At 72.4% G+C, this 16,877-nt stretch carries 13 protein-coding genes; 6 read left to right on the top strand and 7 right to left on the bottom strand.

Annotation, left to right across the window (positions count from 1 at the left end; genetic code table 11):
* Position 1 precedes the first annotated feature (1 nt).
* Positions 2-394: an SCO5389 family protein gene (locus PJ985_RS08705; protein ID WP_271683021.1), complete on the top strand. Its 393-nt coding sequence runs from the start codon at positions 2-4 to the stop codon at positions 392-394.
* A 9-nt stretch (positions 395-403) separates the two neighbouring features.
* Here the strand turns inward: PJ985_RS08705 and PJ985_RS08710 are convergent, their stop codons facing one another.
* The gene (locus PJ985_RS08710) at positions 404-1,483 is read right to left on the bottom strand and encodes an LLM class flavin-dependent oxidoreductase (protein ID WP_271683022.1); all 1,080 of its coding nucleotides are present in this window, start codon (positions 1,481-1,483) and stop codon (positions 404-406) included.
* 217 nt (positions 1,484-1,700) lie between these two features.
* Between PJ985_RS08710 and PJ985_RS08715 the strand changes: the two genes are divergently transcribed.
* Positions 1,701-2,033, top strand: coding sequence for an ATP/GTP-binding protein (locus PJ985_RS08715; protein ID WP_271683023.1), 333 nt, complete (start codon positions 1,701-1,703; stop codon positions 2,031-2,033).
* Positions 2,034-2,045: 12 nt separating this feature from the next.
* Here the strand turns inward: PJ985_RS08715 and PJ985_RS08720 are convergent, their stop codons facing one another.
* The 5 genes from PJ985_RS08720 to mce all read right to left on the bottom strand — a co-directional run bounded on the left by PJ985_RS08720 (position 2,046) and on the right by mce (position 9,821).
* Complete coding sequence (locus PJ985_RS08720; protein WP_271683024.1) at positions 2,046-2,999, bottom strand: ABC transporter permease subunit; 954 nt, start codon at positions 2,997-2,999, stop codon at positions 2,046-2,048.
* Complete coding sequence (locus tag PJ985_RS08725; protein WP_271683025.1) at positions 2,996-4,195, bottom strand: ABC transporter ATP-binding protein; 1,200 nt, start codon at positions 4,193-4,195, stop codon at positions 2,996-2,998. The genes PJ985_RS08720 and PJ985_RS08725 overlap by 4 nt, the downstream gene beginning before the upstream one ends.
* A 232-nt stretch (positions 4,196-4,427) precedes the next feature.
* Positions 4,428-5,375 (bottom strand): cellulose-binding protein, encoded by a 948-nt coding sequence (locus tag PJ985_RS08730; protein WP_271683026.1) that lies wholly within the window; start codon positions 5,373-5,375, stop codon positions 4,428-4,430.
* Positions 5,376-5,766: 391 nt separating this feature from the next.
* Positions 5,767-9,195, bottom strand: a complete 3,429-nt coding sequence (locus PJ985_RS08735; protein ID WP_271683027.1) for a hypothetical protein — start codon at positions 9,193-9,195, stop codon at positions 5,767-5,769.
* Positions 9,196-9,353: 158 nt separating this feature from the next.
* Entirely contained in the window at positions 9,354-9,821 is a 468-nt protein-coding gene (gene mce, locus PJ985_RS08740) for a methylmalonyl-CoA epimerase (RefSeq protein ID WP_271683028.1), read from the bottom strand.
* Positions 9,822-9,958: 137 nt separating this feature from the next.
* On the opposite strand from mce, the gene PJ985_RS08745 reads away from it, so the two are divergent.
* Together PJ985_RS08745 and meaB are read left to right on the top strand one after the other, a co-directional pair.
* On the top strand, positions 9,959-11,161 hold the full coding sequence (locus tag PJ985_RS08745; protein ID WP_271683029.1) for an acetyl-CoA C-acetyltransferase: 1,203 nt from the start codon (positions 9,959-9,961) through the stop codon (positions 11,159-11,161).
* A gap of 54 nt (positions 11,162-11,215) precedes the next feature.
* Positions 11,216-12,175, top strand: coding sequence for a methylmalonyl Co-A mutase-associated GTPase MeaB (gene meaB, locus PJ985_RS08750; protein WP_271683030.1), 960 nt, complete (start codon positions 11,216-11,218; stop codon positions 12,173-12,175).
* A 30-nt stretch (positions 12,176-12,205) separates the two neighbouring features.
* Here the strand turns inward: meaB and PJ985_RS08755 are convergent, their stop codons facing one another.
* Complete coding sequence (locus tag PJ985_RS08755) at positions 12,206-12,682, bottom strand: MarR family winged helix-turn-helix transcriptional regulator (protein ID WP_271683031.1); 477 nt, start codon at positions 12,680-12,682, stop codon at positions 12,206-12,208.
* A gap of 405 nt (positions 12,683-13,087) precedes the next feature.
* On the opposite strand from PJ985_RS08755, the gene PJ985_RS08760 reads away from it, so the two are divergent.
* Together PJ985_RS08760 and PJ985_RS08765 are read left to right on the top strand one after the other, a co-directional pair.
* Entirely contained in the window at positions 13,088-14,866 is a 1,779-nt protein-coding gene (locus PJ985_RS08760) for a glycosyltransferase family 2 protein (RefSeq protein WP_271683032.1), read from the top strand.
* Positions 14,867-14,869: 3 nt separating this feature from the next.
* On the top strand, positions 14,870-16,840 hold the full coding sequence (locus PJ985_RS08765; RefSeq protein ID WP_271683033.1) for a kelch motif-containing protein: 1,971 nt from the start codon (positions 14,870-14,872) through the stop codon (positions 16,838-16,840).
* The last annotated feature ends 37 nt before the right edge of the window (positions 16,841-16,877 follow it).

Raw genomic sequence — 16,877 nt, forward strand, 5'->3', positions numbered from 1 at the left:
CATGTCGCTCGATGTCTCACCGGCCCTGCTGGACCAGGCTGAGCGAGGCGAGGTCGATGAAGCGGCTTTCATCGACTGCGTCCGGAATTCTCTGCCCTACGCCTGGAACATGGTCAGCTCTCTGGCTGCCCAGCTGAAGGTGGACGGGGGTGAGTTCGCTGACAACACCACTCCGCCTCCGGACGAGCAGGCCCGCGGCCAGCTGCTCCGGGCTCTCGCCAGCGACGCCATACGCGGTGCGCTGGAGCGCCACTTCGGCGTGCGCCTGGCGTTCCAGAACTGCCACCGGGTCGCGGTGTTCCCGCTCGATGCCTCGGTCGACGACCGATTGGCGCGGTTCACCTCCGTCCGCGGTCAGCTGCTCAACCAGTCACCCCTGCTGCGGGACTGCTAGTGCCTGCTGTCAGTTCGCGGTGAGCGCGGACTGCACCGGCAGTGCTGCTGTTGCCGCGGAGTTCTCCGCGAGCAGCGGCAGCACGTCGGTGCCGAGCCGCCGCACGTTGTGCTCCGTGCCGGTCAGTTCACCGGAGCCTTCGGCCAGCAGGGCGAAGCGGGTGATCCCGGTGCGCTCCGCGGTGGCTGACAGCCGGTCGGCACACAGCTGGGGCGTGCCCACCGGGTGCAGTTCGCACAGCAGCTCGGTGTAGGCGAACGCGTCCCGCATGGGCCGTTGCCGGCCGTCCACCGTCCGGTGGGCGGCCAGGCCCTGGCGCAGCCAGCCCGGCAGGGCCCGGCGCAGGACTTCCACCGCCTCGGTCTGGCTGTCACCGATCTGCACCACGCCGGCCGAGACGTGCCCGGCCGTCTCCGTCGCTCCCCGGGGCAGACCGGAGTCCCGCGCGGTGCGCCGCCACAGCGCCACCATCTCTGCTTTCTCCTCGTCGCCGACGTGCATCCCCAGGAGCATGGGCAGGCCACGCCGGGCGGCGTTGCGCACCGTGCCGGGGGAGGTGCAGGCGAGCACCACCGGCGGGTGGTTGCCCCCCGCGGCGTCGGCGGAGCGAGGCACCACAGGGACCTCGCGGAAGCGGTGGCGTTCGCCGTCCGCGGAGACCTCGGAGTCCCGCAGCCAGCGCAGCAGGAGGTCCAGGGACTCGGGGAAGTCCCGCTCGTAGGCTTCCAGGCCGTTGCCGAAAACCTCCAGGTCCACCCACGGGCCGCCCCGGCCGATGCCGAGCGTGAACCTGCCGCCGGAGACGAGATGCAGCAGGGCGGCCTGCTCGCCGAGGGAGACGGGGTGCGCGGTGGGCAGCACGCTGACCGCGGTACCGACCCCGATCCGCTCCGTGCGGCCCAGCAGGTACGCGGCGAGTGTGGCGGCGGACGGGCAGACGCCGTACGGCACGAAGTGGTGCTCGGCGAGCCAGACGCTGTCCAGGCCCGCCTCCTCGGCCACTTCGGCGGACCGGACCGCCCGTCTCAGGGCTTCCTCGTGCTCCTGGCCCGGGTACTGGCCGGCCAGTACGAAGGTCCCGATGCGCATGCCACGCCCCCTTCTCGCTCCTGTCGTGCACCCCTGGACACCACACACCACTCACGGGCATTAACGCCTGACACGTGCCCGAGGCACGGGCAGGCAGGAAGTTTTTCGGATGAACGCCTGTGGGGGTGGGGCGGCACGGAAACGTGACCGCTTGCTGCCCGCTTAACCTTGAGGGTGTCCCGGCCGCAAGGCCGTCCCTACGGCTCAGAGGTGTCAGGTGTCTCCGCGGCGTAATCATCAGCGCGGCCGTCCCCGGCGGAACCAGCGCGCGGAGGAGGGAGCGGACGGGGGCGATCGGTACGGGCTCGAGCGCACGGAGAACTGGCGCGGCGACGACTGGGCCGTCCGGCAGGTGTCCGGCTCGGGGGCAGGGAAGCGCTACCGCTGTCCCGGCTGCGATCAGGAGATCCCGCCGGGCGTGCCGCACGTGGTGGCCTGGCCCCGGCACGGGGCCGTCGACGAACGGCGGCACTGGCACCGGGCCTGCTGGAACGCCAGGGACCGCCGGAGCGCGCGGCTCCAGCGGTCCCGTAACGCGCCCCGTTACTGATCCGGGTGTTCCTCAGGCGTCGCTCTTCCGCAGCCGGACGTAGGCACCGGCGAGGGCGACGCCGGTGATGATCGTCAGGAACAGCACCTGCCCCCAGCCGCTGCCTTCGACGTCCGAGTCCGAGGACCCGAGGGACAGGGCGACCAGCGATCCGATCGCGGAGAACTCGTCGACCTTCTCGGCGATGCCGCGGGTGGTTTCCGAGATGTAGAGGAACGGAGCGGCGATCGTCGGGACGAGGACCAGGCCCATCATCAGGGTGATGGCTCCGGCCGAGCTGCGCAGCAGGGAGCCGGCCGCCAGGGCCAGCAGCCCGAGCAGAGAGACGTACAGGGCGATACCGACGGTGCCGTTCACCCAGATCTCGCCGGGCATCTCCCGGGTGGCGGTCGCGTCGCTGAGGATGACGCGGGTGAGCGTCAGCATCAGCAGCATCGCGCACGCGGTCGCGGTGAAGGCGACCAGCGTGAACACGAGGGACTTGGCGGCCAGGATCCGGCCGCGCTGCGGAGACGCGGTGAACGTGGGCCGGATCATGCCGGTGGTGTACTCCGTGGAGGTCACCAGCACCCCGAAGGTGATGATGGCCAGCTGGCCCAGCATCATCCCGATCAGGCCGGGAACGGCCGGCGGCATGCTGTCCTCATTGGTGGTCGCGACCGCGACCGCGATGAGCAGTCCCAGGCCCACGGTGACCGCGAACATGCTCACCAGCGTCCACACCGTGGACCGCACGGAGCGGATCTTGGTCCACTCGGAGGCCAGCGCGTGCCCCAGGTGCGTCCCGCGGACCGGGATCGGCGACGTGTACGTGGCCACGCCGGTCCGCTTCTGCATCGGCACCGGCGGCTGCTCCCCGGCCCCGGGGGGTGCGGACGCCTGCGGCGGGGGCGGCGGTGCCGCCTCCTGCGGCGCGGGTGCCTGTGGCGCCGGCGGGGGCATCTGCGGCGAGGGCGGCGTGGTCATCGGGCGTTCTCCTGCGGCTGAGCGGACGGCTGAGGCTGGGCGGGCTGCTGCGATGGCGCGCCCGCGCCACCGGGCGGCGGTCCGTACCCGGCGGGCGGTGCCGCGTACCCGCCCTGGGACGGCGCGGCGTACCCCTGCGGCGCGCCGTAGCCCTGCGGCGGCGGCCCGTAGCCCTGCGGCGGCCCGTAGCCCTGCGCGGGGGCCGTGTACCCCTGCGGCGGTACGGGGCCGGCGGGTCCGCCGGCTGCGGGCGGCCCCTGCCACCCGGCCAGCTGGTCCCCCGTGGAACGGAAGTCCACCGCACCCTGGGTCATCCGCATGTACGCCTCCTCCAGTGAGGCGTGGTGCGGCGAGAGCTCCCACAGCCGGACACCGGCCTCGTGCGCCAGGTCACTGATCCGTGGCAGCTCCAGATGCGTGACCTTCCAGGCACCGTCCGCCTCCTGCTGCACCTGGCCGCCGGCCCCGGAAAGTGCCGCGCGCAGCTTCTCCTGCTGCTCCGGCTCGCCGTCGGGGACACGGACCCGGGCGAAGTTCGTCGAGTTCTGCTCGATGAACTCCTGCACCGGCATGTCGGCCATCAGCTGGCCGCGTCCGATCACGATCAGATGGTCGGCGGTCAGGGCCATCTCGCTCATCAGATGGCTGGAGACGAAGACCGTGCGGCCCTCGGACGCCAGCTGCTTCATGAAGTGGCGGACCCAGTGGATGCCCTCCGGGTCCAAGCCGTTCACCGGCTCGTCGAACAGCAGCACCTGCGGGTCACCGAGGAGAGCGGCGGCTATCCCGAGCCGCTGACCCATACCGAGGGAGAATCCCTTGGACCGCCGACCCGCCACCTCCTGCAGCCCCACCACGCCGAGCACCTCGTCGACCCGCCGGGCCGGAATGCCGGACAGCTGCGCCAGGCTCAGCAGATGAGCACGCGCGCTGCGCCCGCCGTGCCGCGCGTTGGCGTCCAGCAGCGCGCCCACGTGACGAGGGGCGTTCGGCAGCTTCCGGTACGGATAGCCGCTGATGGTGACGGTGCCGGAACTCGGCCGGTCCAGACCGAGCATCATGCGCATGGTGGTGGATTTCCCCGCGCCGTTCGGCCCCAGGAAACCGGTCACTTTCCCCGGCTGGACCTGGAAGGTCAGGTTGTACACGGCCGTCTTCGAACCGAAGCTCTTTGTCAGGCCGATGGTTTCGATCATCGTTCGCCCCTGGTGGTCGGTCGGGGCGCGAAGTCGAACTGTCGCACACGTGCCCCCGTTCGGCCCGACCCTATCGGCTGCCGGGCATGGTGGAACATGTGTCCCGCCGTCCCGGTCCGCCGAATTCCGAGGGCCCCCTTCACCCGGCACGCCCCCCGCCCGAGGGCGGGGGGCGTGTCCTCAATCCGGCCGGGATCCCCGAGGGGGAGGGGCCGCGAGCCGAAACCGGGGCCTAGCGCGACTGCTGCGCCGGGACACCCTTGCTCAGGCCGTCGTTGTCGTCGTCGTCGCCCAGACCGGCGGTCGCGGCCACCTGAGCACCCGTCAGCGTCGCCAGCATCTCGCGGACGTTGGTCAGCTGGGCGTTGATGCTGTCACGGCGGTTGGTCAGCGCGGCGAGCTCACGCTCGGACTCGCTGCGGACCCGGTCGGCCTTGGCGTTGGCGTCGGCCACAATGTCCTCGGACTGGCGCTGCGCGGTCTCCACGGTCTGCCGCGCACGGCGCTCCGCGTCGGTCCGCAGCTTCTCCGCCTCGAGCCGAAGCTGCTCGGCCCGGTGCTCGATTTCCGCCAGCCGCTTTTCCGCCTTGGCCTGACGGTTGGCCAGGTCGCGCTCGGACTGCTCCCGGCGCTTGGCCAGGTTGGTCTCGAAGTCGGCAGCGGCCTGCGCGGCCTTGGCGCGGGTGTCCTCGAAAAGGCTGTCCGCCTCCTCGCGCTTGGCCAGCGCGTCCTTGTCGGCGTCGGCACGGGTGGCGTCGGCCTCCGCCTGCGCCTTGTCGACGATGCGGGCGCCGTCCTCCTCCGCTTTCGCCTTGCGCTCGGCGGCGTACGCCTCGGCGTCGTTGCGCACCTGCTGTGCGGCGGCCTCCGCCAGGTCACGGTGCTGGTCCGCGGCCCTGCGGGCCTCCTCCTTGAGGTCCTTGGCCTCCTCCTCAGCGAGGCGGAGGATTTTTTCCACCCGCGCGCCGAGGCCGGCGTACGAGGGCTCGGAGTCGTTGATCTGGGCCTGGGCGTCCCGCGTCTCGAGGTGCAGCTCCTCGATCCGCTTCTCCAACGCCGTGACGTGGGACAGCGCGTCGTCCCGGTCGGCAACCAGCTTCGCGATGCGCTCTTCCACCTGCGCTTTGTCGTAGCCGCGGCGCACGAAATCGAAGCCGAGTGCTGAGGAAGTGTCGCTCATGGGGATCCTGTCGAGTCAGACGGGTGAGTCAGACGGGGTACGTGTCTGAGTGCGTCCGGCCGGAACACACTCGGAAATTGCCCTCGGGGGGAATCCTAGGGGGAAAACCGGCGTGTCTTCGAGCGGATGTCGCTTTCGGTATGGAGAATGTCCGCGCCCGTCCGCTCGTTCGGGTGGCCGGGCGCGTCGTGCATCCGCCGGACGGCTTGTCCGGCCGGGGCCGTTACGGCCCCTCCCCTGACCGTACCGCCCGGAGCGCCGATTCTGCCCGCCGCGCCGGGGGATTTGTCGGACAAGGAGCCGATCCCGGCCTCAACGTGGCCAATCCTCCATGATCAGCACCCGATAACCGGTCAGGCACTCGGACCGGCGGCGCCTGCGGCTCTTACGGTCAGGAGCCGGACTGCTTGCCCGGCCGGGGAGACCCGGACCCCGCCCCCACCGTGCCGTTGGCCGACCCGTTCTTGCCCGTGGAGCCGGGGGTCTCGAAGGACTCCAGGGCTTCCAGCACATCCTGCACCCGCGAGATCTCGACGTTTATGTCCTCCCGCCGCCGGGCCAGCTGGTCCAGCTCGCGCTTCCCCTCCTCCACGGTGCGCTTGGCCTCCTGCTCCGCCTCCCGACGTACGCGCTGCGCCTCGCCCGTCAGCTCGGCACTCTTGGCCTCCGCCTCCTTCAGCAGGGACTCGGCCTTGCGGACGGCGGCGATGCGCACCTTTCCGGCCTCGGCCCCGGCCTCGGCCAGAAGCTTCTCCGCCTCTGCACGCGCCTCCTCCCGCTGCTCCTCCGCCGCCTTGACCAGCTTGTCGACCCGCTCGCCAGCCGTTCTGGTGGCCTCGGCGGCTTCCTTCCGGGCCCGATCGTGCAGCTCCTGCACCTCGGACTCGGTCCGGGTGCGCAGCTCGTCGGCCCGCTTCCGGATCGCCACCGCGTCCCGCCGGGCCTCCTCCAGGAGTTTGTCGGCGTCCGCCCGGGACTTCTCGACCCGCTCGCGGCCCTCCGCGTCCGCCTGCTCCGTCAGCCGGGTGGCTTCCTTGCGGGCCGCGGCAACCATCACATCGGACTGCTCCTCGGCCTTGGCCGCGGTGCGCAGGGACTCCTCCTGGGCCTTGGCCACCAGCTCGTCGGCCTGTTCCGCCGCCTCGGTACGCCGCCGGGCGGCGTCCTGCCGGGCAGCGTCCAGCGCCGCCTCGGCCTCGGCGCGGGTCCGGTCCGCCTCCTCCTGGGCCCTGGCCACCAGCTCGTCGGCCTGTTCCGCCGCCTCGGCGCGCCGCCGGTCGGCGTCCTGCCGGGCGGTCTCCATCGCCGTCCCGGCCTCGGCCCGGGTGCGCTCCGCCTCACCCTGCACGGTGCTGCGCAGCCGCTCGGCCTCGGCGATGGCCTCGGTGACGGTGCGCTCGGCCAGTGCGGAGGCGGCCTCCGTCTCCTCGGTGGACTGCCGGCGCTGCCTGGCCACGTCCAGGTCGGCCTCGGCCCGCAGCGCCGCGATCTCCCGCTCGGCCTCCTCCCGGAGCCCTGTGACGGAGTCGCGGACCTCCAGCGCCTTCGCCTCGGCCGTGGCCACCAGGGCCTCGGCCCGGCGTTCGGCTTCCTCCAGGGTGGTGCGGGCGGACGCAAGCAGCTCCTCGCTCTGCTCGTGCGCCTGCGTACGCTCCCGGTGGGCCTCCTCGCGGGCCTCCCCGAGCAGCGTGTCGGCTTCCCGGCGAAGCCGGGCGGCCTCCTCCTGGGCGGCGCTCAGCGCCGCCGCCGCCTCGGCACCGGTGCGCTCGGCGGCCGCCTCGGCCTCCGCCCGTACCCGGTCGGCAGCCTTCCGGGCGTCGGTGCGCAGCCGTTCCGCCTCGGTGGCAGCCTCGCCGCGCAGCCGGACCGCGAGCTCCTCGCCCTCGGCCCGGCTCCGGGCGGCGTCGGACGCCGCCTCGTCGCGCAGCTCGTGCGCGGCCTGCTCGGCCTGCTCGGTGACGGTCCGGGCGCGCTCGGCGGCCTCCGCGCGCAGCCGCTCGCTCTCCGCGTGTGCTTCCGCGCGCAGCCGCTCTGCTTCAGCCCGGGCTGCGACGAGTGCCTCTTCGGTGGAGACGACCCGCTGTTCCGCCTCCTCGCGCAGTCGCTCCAGCTCCGCGGAGGCCGCCTCGCGCTCGGCGCGGATCGTCCGCCGGGCCTCCTCCCGCAGCGCCTCGACGGCCCGCTCGGCCTCCTCGGTGGTCCGCTCGGCCTGCTGCAGGGCGTCGGTGAGCAGCTCCTCGGCCTCGGCCCGCGACCTCCGCAGCCCTTCCTCGGCCTGACTGCGCAGGGTGCCGGCCCGCTCGATCGCCTCGGCCCGCACCCGTTCACCCTCGGTGACGGCTCCGGTCCGGGTCTCCTCGGCGTCCGCCTTGGCCTTGGCCAGCAGCGCCTCGGCACCCGCTGCGGCCTCCTCGATCTGCCGGACGGCATCCCGGCGGGCCTCGGCGCGGATCCGCTCGCCCTCCTCCCCGGCCTCCGCGCGCAGCTGCGCGGCCTCGCCGCGCAGGCGGCGGGCCTCCTCCTGCAGCTCGACGGTCTTGGCGCGGTACTCCTTGGTGTCGTCCTGCGCGGTGCCCTTGAGCTGCTCGGCGGTGTCGTGTGCCTCGGCCCGCAGCCGGTCCGCCTCGGCCTCCGCCTCGCTGCGCAGCCGTTCGGCCTCCTCGGCGGCGGCACGGGTGGTGGCCTTCGCCTTCTCGGTGGCCTTGTCCAGGACGTCCTCGGCGGCGCGGGCTGCTTCGGCGAGCTGGTTCGCCGAAGCCTCCGCGGACGTCGAACGCGCTTCCTCCTCCGCGTCGGCCACCAGCTTCTCGGCCCGGGTCCGGGCGTCGCTCAGCAGCTGCTCGGCCTCGGCCTTGTTCTGCTCGGCCTCCGTGGTGGCCTCGCTGACCATGCGGGCGATCTCGGCCCGGGCCGTGCCGGCCCGCTGGTCGTACTCCGACTGGGCGGCGGCCCGGCGCTTCTCGGCCTCGGCGGTGGCTTCCGCGACGAGCCGCTCGGCCTCCTCGCGGGCGGTGCGCAGCGCGCTCTGTGCCTCGGTCGCCCGCTCCTCCGCTCTGCGGACCAGGGTGGCGGCCTCCCGGCGCACCGCCTCGGTCTCGGAGGAGGTGGTGGTGCGCAGCCGCTCGGCGTGTTCGGTGGCCTCCTGGGCCTGCTCCGAAGCGCTGCTCAGCATCCGCTCGGCATCGGCACGGGCCCGGCGCAGCAGCTCCTCCGCCTCGGCGCGGGCGTTCTCGGCGTCCAGGGCGATGCGCTGCCGGGTCTCCTCGGCGAGCCGCTGGGCCTCCGCACGGGCCTGCTGGAGGGCCTGCTCGGCCTCGGCCCGGGTCTCCTCCATGAGGCGGCGGGCCTGCGACTCGCTGCGGGCCCGCAGCTGCTCGGCCCAGGCGACGTTCTCGTTGACGTGCGACTCGACGGTGGAACGCCGCTCCGCCAGCTCGGAGTCGAGCCGCTGGCGCCGGCTGACCGCCTCGGCGTGCAGCTCGGCCTCCATGCGGGCCCGCCGCTCGGAGTGCTCCTGCAGGACCCGCTGCGTCTGGGCGCGGGCCTCCCGCAGCTCGCGCTCGGCGTCCGAACGCATCTGGTCGGCCTGGTGCTGGGCGGTGCGCAGCAACTGCTCCGCGTGGCCGGTGGCGTCACCGTAGGCGGGGCGCAACGACAGGGCACGCCGCGCCTGGTGCAGCTTGGAGCGGAGTACCTCGATCTGGTAGCCGAGATCGTCGGCATGACCGACGGCCTTGTCCCGCTCCTTCTTCAGCCGCTTCATCTCGGCTTCGAACTGCGAGAGGTGGTCCTCAGCCTCGTTGCGGTCGTAGTCCCGCACTGCGCGGTCCCATCCGTCCCCTGGTCGTCATGGTGGGTGATCCGGCCGTGACCGCTGAGGGAGCCTGGCGATCCGCAGCCGCATCATCGGCCGGACACGGAACGGAGGATGCGCTCTCCGCCCCGGCCCGCCCACTCTACCGGCCGGGGCAGGCTGCGTCAGTGGCCCGCGGTTCCTCCTCCGGCCGTTTCGGGGGCCGCGGTGACGAGTTCGGTGAGCACACCGTGACAGTCCTTGGGGTGCAGAAAGGTGATGCGGGAGCCCATGGAGCCGGTGCGGGGCTCGTCGTAGAGCACCCGGACCCCCCGCTCCCGGACGCCGTCGGCCGTCGCGTCGACATCCGCGGTGCCGAAGGCGAGGTGATGCACGCCCTCCCCGTTCTTGGCCAGCCATTTCGCGACGGTGGAGTCGTCCCGCGTCGGCTCCAGGAGCTGGATGTACGAAGCACCTCCGTCATCGGTACCGTTGATGCGGAGCATGGCTTCCCGGACGCCCTGCTCCTCGTTCACCTCGCGGTGGAACACCTCGAAGCCGTAGGTGGTGCGATAGAACTCCACGGTCGCGTCCAGGTCGAAGCAGGCGATACCGATGTGGTCGATGCGCGTCGGACTCACGAATTTCTCCATGCCACCAGTGCACCGCCACGTCGGGTGAGGGCGCAACGTGCGCACTGTCACAGCCGCTGAACGGTGACCGGCGCAGCGACCGCTCAGTAGATTGGCGTGAACCCTCGTTCACTCCTGATGCATCAAGGAGCCGCACCATGACAGGCACGAACGGCACCACCTCAGTGATCGTCGCAGGAGCGCGGACCCCGATGGGCAGGCTGCTCGGCTCCCTCAAGTCGTTCTCCGGAGCCGACCTCGGCGGCTTCGCCATCAAGGCGGCCCTGGAGCGCGCCGGGATCGGCGGGGACCAGGTGCAGTACGTGATCATGGGGCAGGTGCTCCAGGCCGGCGCCGGCCAGATCCCGGCCCGGCAGGCGGCCGTGAAGGCCGGTATCCCGATGAATGTTCCCGCGCTGACGGTGAACAAGGTCTGTCTGTCCGGTCTCGACGCCATCGCGCTGGCCGACCAGCTGATCCGCGCCGGTGAGTTCGACGTGATCGTCGCGGGCGGCCAGGAGTCCATGACCAACGCCCCGCACCTGCTGAACAAGTCCCGGGAGGGCTACAAGTACGGCGCGGTGGAGATGCTCGACTCCATGGCGCACGACGGCCTCACCGACTCCTTCGAGGGCGTCGCCATGGGCGAGTCCACCGAGAAGCACAACACCCGGCTCGGCATCGCCCGCCCCGAGCAGGACGCCATTGCCGCCGCCTCCCACCAGCGCGCTGCGGCCGCGCAGAAGAACGGCCTGTTCGAGGCGGAGATCACACCGGTGGAGATCCCGCAGCGCAAGGGCGACCCGGTGATCTTCGCGCAGGACGAGGGGATCCGGGGCGAGACCACCGAGGAGTCCCTGGGCAAGCTGCGCCCGGCCTTCGCCAAGGACGGCACGATCACGGCCGGCTCCGCCTCGCAGATCTCCGACGGCGCCGCGGCCGTCGTGGTGATGTCCAAGGCCAAGGCCGAGGAGCTGGGTCTGGAGTGGCTCGCGGAGATCGGCGCGCACGGCAACGTCGCCGGCCCGGACAACTCCCTCCAGTCGCAGCCGGCCAACGCCGTCCTGCACGCCCTGGGCAAGGACGGGCTGACCGTCGAGGACCTGGACCTGCTGGAGATCAACGAGGCCTTCGCCGCCGTCGCGGTGCAGTCGATGAAGGACCTCAAGGTCTCCTCCGACAAGGTCAACGTGAACGGCGGCGCGATCGCCCTCGGCCACCCCATCGGGATGTCCGGGGCCCGGGTCGTGCTGCACCTCGCCCTGGAACTGAAGCGGCGCGGCGGGGGCACCGGCGCGGCGGCCCTGTGCGGCGGCGGCGGGCAGGGCGACGCCCTGGTCGTCCGCGTCCCCCAGCAGTGACCACCCGGCACGCCGCCCCCGGCGTGCCACGAGAGCAGCACGAGGAGCAGCAGGATGGCGGTTGACGTCCCCGATCTGGTGACCAGGGCCCGGCAGGGGCAGCCACGGGCGGTCGCCCGGCTGATTTCCCTGGTGGAGGGGGCGTCGCCGCAGCTCCGCGACGTCATGGCGGCGCTGGCGCCGCACACCGGTCAGGCCTACGTCGTCGGCCTGACCGGCTCGCCCGGGGTCGGGAAGTCCACCTCGACCTCGGCGCTGGTCAGCGCCTATCGCCGGGCGGGAAAGCGGGTCGGGGTGCTGGCCGTGGACCCGTCCTCGCCGTTCTCCGGCGGCGCGCTGCTCGGTGACCGGGTGCGGATGAACGAGCACACCTCCGATCCGGGCGTCTACATCCGTTCCATGGCCACCCGTGGTCACCTGGGCGGGCTGGCCTGGTCCGCCCCGCAGGCGGTCCGGGTGCTGGACGCGGCCGGCTGCGACGTGATTCTGGTGGAGACGGTCGGTGTGGGCCAGTCCGAGGTGGACATCGCCTCCCAGGCCGACACCTCGGTCGTGCTGCTGGCTCCCGGCATGGGCGACGGGATCCAGGCGGCCAAGGCGGGCATCCTGGAGATCGGTGACGTCTTCGTGGTGAACAAGGCGGACCGGGACGGCGCCGATGCCACGGTCCGGGAGCTCAACCACATGCTGGGTCTCGGTGAGGCGCGTGCTCCGGGGGACTGGCGGCCCTCCGTGGTGAAGACCGTCGCCGCCCGGGGGGAGGGCATCGACGAGGTCGTCGAGGCCCTGGAGAAGCACCGGGCGTGGATGGAGGAGCGCGGGGTGCTCGCCGAGCGCCGTGCGCGCCGGGCAGCCCGTGAGGTCGAGACGATCGCCGTGACCACGCTGCGCGAGCGCATCGGCGACCTGCACGGGGACCGCAGGCTCGGTGCGCTGGCGGAGCGGATCGTGGCCGGCACCCTGGATCCCTACGCGGCGGCCGACGAGCTGGTCGCGGCGGTGACCGGGGACTGAGCCCGCCGCCCGGCCCGCGCCCCCGCCCGGCTACGGCCGGCCGCGCTCCGCGCGCAGGTGCTCGGCGACCGGGACGAGCGATACCCGCAGCCCTTCCAGCTCCTCCGGGGACAACAGGTCGACGAAGTGGCGGCGCACCGCCTCCACGTGGTGGGGTGCGACGCCCTGCATGGTCTGCCAGCCGCGCTCGGTGAGCACCGCGAAGAGACCCCGCCGGTCGGAGTCGCACGTCTCGCGCCGGACCAGCCCCGCCCGCTCCATGCGGGTGATCTGGTGCGACAGCCGGCTCTTGGACTGGAGCGTGGCCGCCGCCAGGTCGCTCATCCGCATCCGCCGGTCGTCCGTCTCGGACAGGCAGACCAGGATCTCGTAGTCGTTCATGGTCAGCCCGAAGGGCTGCAGGTCCCGCTCCAGCCGGTGCATGAGCAACCGGCTGACGTCCAGGTGGGTGCGCCAGGCGCGCTGTTCGGCGGCGCTAAGCCAGCGGGTGCCGGTCTCGGTGTCCATGACCTCGACTCTATCCAGCAGCCGGTGGCAGCGGCACCGCGCCGGGGCGCACCCGGACGGCGCACGACCACGAGGTCCGCTCCTGCCCGGACGCCGACGCCCTGTTCTCCGCGCAGCGCGCAGCCGGCACGTCCGGTACCGGCGCCGCCGCCCCGAGGCCCCACGGCGCCGGCCGTCCTCGCGGGCCGTCCCCGCGTTCCCCCGGACCGGTGGCGCCACGGGGACCCGCTCCCCCCAACGGCGGAACCGCCCCCCTCGACCGAGGGTTCCCCCTTCCGGCCCCGCCCGTTCGCCAGGGCGTCAGTCCTGCCTTGGGGTGGTTCCTGACGGCTTTCGTCAGCGGCGCCACCCGGTTGCTCCGGCCCGGACGGCGCGACCGGGACTGCCGGGGAGATGGAGGGACCTGTGCGGCGAGCGGGTTACGACTACGACACCTACTCCTGTCTTGCCGGGCCACTGACCGAGCCGGGCCCCGACTACCGGGTCGCCTACCGCAGGCTGATGACGCGGTCCCCGCACCGCGTCCGGGCCGCCCTGCTGATGACACTGGCCCCCCTGCTGTCCGGGGTGCTGCTGCTCTGGCTGGTCTGGCCGAGCCACTGGACGGAGCGGCACCACGCGCCGTCCCACCTGCTGGTCGCCGACGTCACGATGCTCGTGTGCATCGGGCTCATCGAGTTCTTCCGGCTGATCAACATCATCTCGATCGCCCACGCCACCCTGACCGCCCGGGACCCCGTGCCGGTCACTGCCGAACCCGGTCTCCGCGTCGCGTTCCTCACCACCTTCGTGCCCGGCAAGGAACCGATATCCATGGTGCGGTCCACCCTCGAGGCAGCCGTACGGCTGCGGCACGACGGACCGCTGGACATCTGGCTGCTCGACGAGGGGGACGACCCCGAGGCCCGGGAGCTGTGCGCCCGGCTCGGGGTGCGGCACTTCACCCGCCGGGGCATCGAGAAGTGGAACCAGCCCTCCGGACCCCACCGGGCGAGGACCAAGCACGGCAACTACAACGCCTGGCTCCAGGAGCACGGGGACGCCTACGACGTCTTCGCCTCCGTGGACACCGACCACGTCCCGCTGCCCGCCTACCTGGAGCGGATGCTCGGCTACTTCCGTGACCCGGACGTCGCCTTCGTCGTCGGACCCCAGGTGTACGGCAACTACGACGGGCCCGTCACCAAGGCGGCGGAGAGCCAGCAGTTCCTCTTCCACGCGCTGATCCAGCGGGCGGGCAACCGTTACGGCGCCGCGATGTTCGTCGGCACCAACAACGCCGTGCGGGTCTCCGCGCTGCGCAGCGTCGGCGGCCTCTACGACTCCATCACCGAGGACATGGCCACCGGCTTCGAATTGCACCGCACCCGCAACCCGCTGACCGGCCGGGCCTGGCGCTCGGTCTACACCCCGGACGTGCTCGCCGTCGGCGAGGGACCGTCCTCCTGGACCGACTTCTTCACACAGCAGCTGCGCTGGTCCCGCGGCACCTACGAGACGATCCTGCGGCAGTACGGGCGCGGCCGGCGCCGGCACTCCCCGGGCAAGCTCCTCAGCTACTCCCTGATGCTGGCCTTCTACCCGATGGCCGCGCTCACCTGGATGCTCGGGGTCCTCGGCTGCGTGCTCTACCTCAACCTCGGGGCCTCCGGGACCCAGGTCAGCGCCGCGGTCTGGCTGATGCTCTACAGCGATGTGGCCGCCCTGCAGGTCGGGCTCTACCTGTGGAACCGGCGGCACAACGTCAGCCCGCACGAACCCGAGGGCTCCTCCGGCGCGGCCGGCATGCTGATGTCCGCCCTCTCCGCGCCCCTCTACGCCCGCTCGCTGCTGGACGCCGTGCTGCGCCGCAAGAGCTCCTTCGTCGTCACCCCCAAGGGGGACGTGCGGAGCCCGGACCGGCTCGCCACGTTCCGGCTGCACCTGTTCTGGGCGGCCGTCCTCGCTGTCTCGCTCGTCGTCTCGGTCCTGCTGGACCACACGCATGTGGCGATGCGCACCTGGTCCCTGCTGGCGCTCACGGTCACCCTCGCCCCGCTCACCATCTGGGCGGTGCACCGCCTGCGCGAGCGGCGGCGCGACCAGCGGCGCACCACCACCGGGCCGCCGTCCGGCTCCGGACCCGGCACCCCCCGGGGCGAGGCGCCGGCCGGCGCCCTCGCCACCACGACCACTGGGAGCTGATCCATGCACTACCGACCCAGCGTCCGGTTCAAGAAGACCGCTCTGGGCGCCGCCGTGACCCTCCTGATAGCCGGGATGAACCTGCCGGCGGCCTGGACCTTCGCCCGGGACCGGCTGCACGAGCACCGGATATCCCAGCCCGCCTACCGGGCGGACTACGGCTCCTGGGAGGTGGTGGACGTCCCCGAGGAGTACCGGACGAACGCCCTGCACGCCGCGCTGCTGCACACCGGGAAGGTGCTGATCATCGCCGGCTCGGGAAACAACATGGAGATGTTCGAGGCGGGCACCTTCGAGACCGTGCTGTGGGACCCGGCCGACCACACGTTCAGCCACGTGCCGACCCCGGAGGACTTCTTCTGTGCCGGGCACTCCCAGCTGGCCGACGGGCGCCTGCTGGTGGCCGGCGGCACCGCCCGCTACGAGATCCTCGGCGACGAGGTGACGCGGGCCGGCGGCGCCATGACCGTCAAGAACGAGGACCCGGACCAGGAGCGCACCTTCCCGGCCGGCACCCGGTTCCGCTCTCCCGAGGGCGTCGTGTACGAGACCGAGGTGGAGGTGACCGTCCCGCCGGCGGCCAAGGAGACCGTCTCGGGCAAGAACCCGGACGGTGGCCCGGACAACGCCCCGGACGAGGAGGAGCGCACCGTCGTCACCGCCTCCGAGACCCGGGTGTTCGTGGTGGCCGTCGAGGAGGGGGAGAGCGGCGTCACCGACACTCCCGGCCAGTACGCCATCGAAGGCCTGGAGGGCGCGGACGCGGAGAACTTCTACGGCCTCGCCCAGGAGATGACCCTGGACGACCAGGACTTCCAGGGCATCAACGCCGCCTACGAGTTCGACCCGGTGGCGGAGAAGTACCTGCCGGTGGAGCCGATGGCGGAGGCCCGCTGGTACCCGACACTCACCACCCTGTCCGACGGCCGGGTGCTGACCGTCTCCGGCCTGGACGAGGTCGGGAAGGTGGTGCCCGGCATCAACGAGATCTACGACCCGGAGACCCGTACCTGGTCCCTGGGCCCCGAGCGGTACTTCCCGACCTATCCGGCGCTGTTCCTGACCGCCGACGACCGCATCTTCTACACCGGCTCCAACGCCGGCTACGGGCCGGCCGACGAGGGCCGCGAACCCGGCCTGTGGAACCTGGACGACAACACCTTCACCCCGGTCGGCGGGCTCCGGGACACCGACCAGCTGGAGACCTCCGCCTCCCTGCTGCTCCCGCCGGCCCAGGACCAGCGGTTCATGGTGCTCGGCGGCGGCGGTGTGGGGGAGTCCGCCGACTCGACCGCCCGCACCGCGATCATCGACCTGACGGAGGAGTCCCCGCAGTACCGGGACGGCCCCGAGCTGGCGCAGGGCACCCGGTACCTGAACAGCGTGATCATGCCGGACGACACCGTCTTCACCAGCGGCGGCTCCACCGACTACCGGGGGCGAGGCCGGAGCGACATCCTGACCGCGCAGTTCTACGACCCGGTGGCCGACGCGTTCCGCCCCGCGGCCGACCCGACGGTGGCGCGGAACTACCACGCCGAGGCGCTGCTGCTGCCCGACGGCCGGGTTGCCACCTTCGGCTCCGAACCGCTCTTCGCGGACGCGGCCAACACCCGGCCGGGCGAGTTCGAACAGCGCATCGAGGTGTACAGCCCGCCCTACCTCTTCCGGGAGGAGAGCGAGCGCCCGGCGCTGGGCATCGGACCGCAGGTGCTGGAGCGGGGCGGCACGGCGACGTTCCGCAGCGCGGACGCCGCACGCATCCGGGACGCCCGGCTGATGCGCCCGAGCGCCGTCACCCACACCACCGACGTCGAGCAGCGTTCGGTCCGGCTCGAGGTGGACGCCCGGGAGGGCGAGGTGTCGCTGTCGGTTCCCGAGGACGCGGCCCTGCTGCCGCCCGGCTGGTACATGCTGTTCGTCACCGACGCCGACGGGACGCCCTCCGAGGCGGTCTGGGTGCACCTGCCCTGACAGCTTCCGGCCCGTCCGCCCCGGACGCCGCCCGCCC

Source organism: Streptomyces sp. ACA25 (assembly GCF_028200735.1).
Classification (GTDB): domain Bacteria; phylum Actinomycetota; class Actinomycetes; order Streptomycetales; family Streptomycetaceae; genus Streptomyces.

What these genes read in the sequence shown, in the direction of transcription:
- PJ985_RS08745 (WP_271683029.1), top strand. Translation starts at nt 9,959, where the DNA reads ATGACAGGCACGAACGGCACCACCTCAGTGATCGTCGCAGGAGCGCGG.
- PJ985_RS08730 (WP_271683026.1), bottom strand. Translation starts at nt 5,375, where the DNA reads ATGAGCGACACTTCCTCAGCACTCGGCTTCGATTTCGTGCGCCGCGGC.
- PJ985_RS08720 (WP_271683024.1), bottom strand. Translation starts at nt 2,999, where the DNA reads ATGACCACGCCGCCCTCGCCGCAGATGCCCCCGCCGGCGCCACAGGCA.
- meaB (WP_271683030.1), top strand. Translation starts at nt 11,216, where the DNA reads ATGGCGGTTGACGTCCCCGATCTGGTGACCAGGGCCCGGCAGGGGCAG.
- PJ985_RS08725 (WP_271683025.1), bottom strand. Translation starts at nt 4,195, where the DNA reads ATGATCGAAACCATCGGCCTGACAAAGAGCTTCGGTTCGAAGACGGCC.
- PJ985_RS08705 (WP_271683021.1), top strand. Translation starts at nt 2, where the DNA reads ATGTCGCTCGATGTCTCACCGGCCCTGCTGGACCAGGCTGAGCGAGGC.
- PJ985_RS08765 (WP_271683033.1), top strand. Translation starts at nt 14,870, where the DNA reads ATGCACTACCGACCCAGCGTCCGGTTCAAGAAGACCGCTCTGGGCGCC.
- PJ985_RS08755 (WP_271683031.1), bottom strand. Translation starts at nt 12,682, where the DNA reads ATGGACACCGAGACCGGCACCCGCTGGCTTAGCGCCGCCGAACAGCGC.
- PJ985_RS08710 (WP_271683022.1), bottom strand. Translation starts at nt 1,483, where the DNA reads ATGCGCATCGGGACCTTCGTACTGGCCGGCCAGTACCCGGGCCAGGAG.
- mce (WP_271683028.1), bottom strand. Translation starts at nt 9,821, where the DNA reads ATGGAGAAATTCGTGAGTCCGACGCGCATCGACCACATCGGTATCGCC.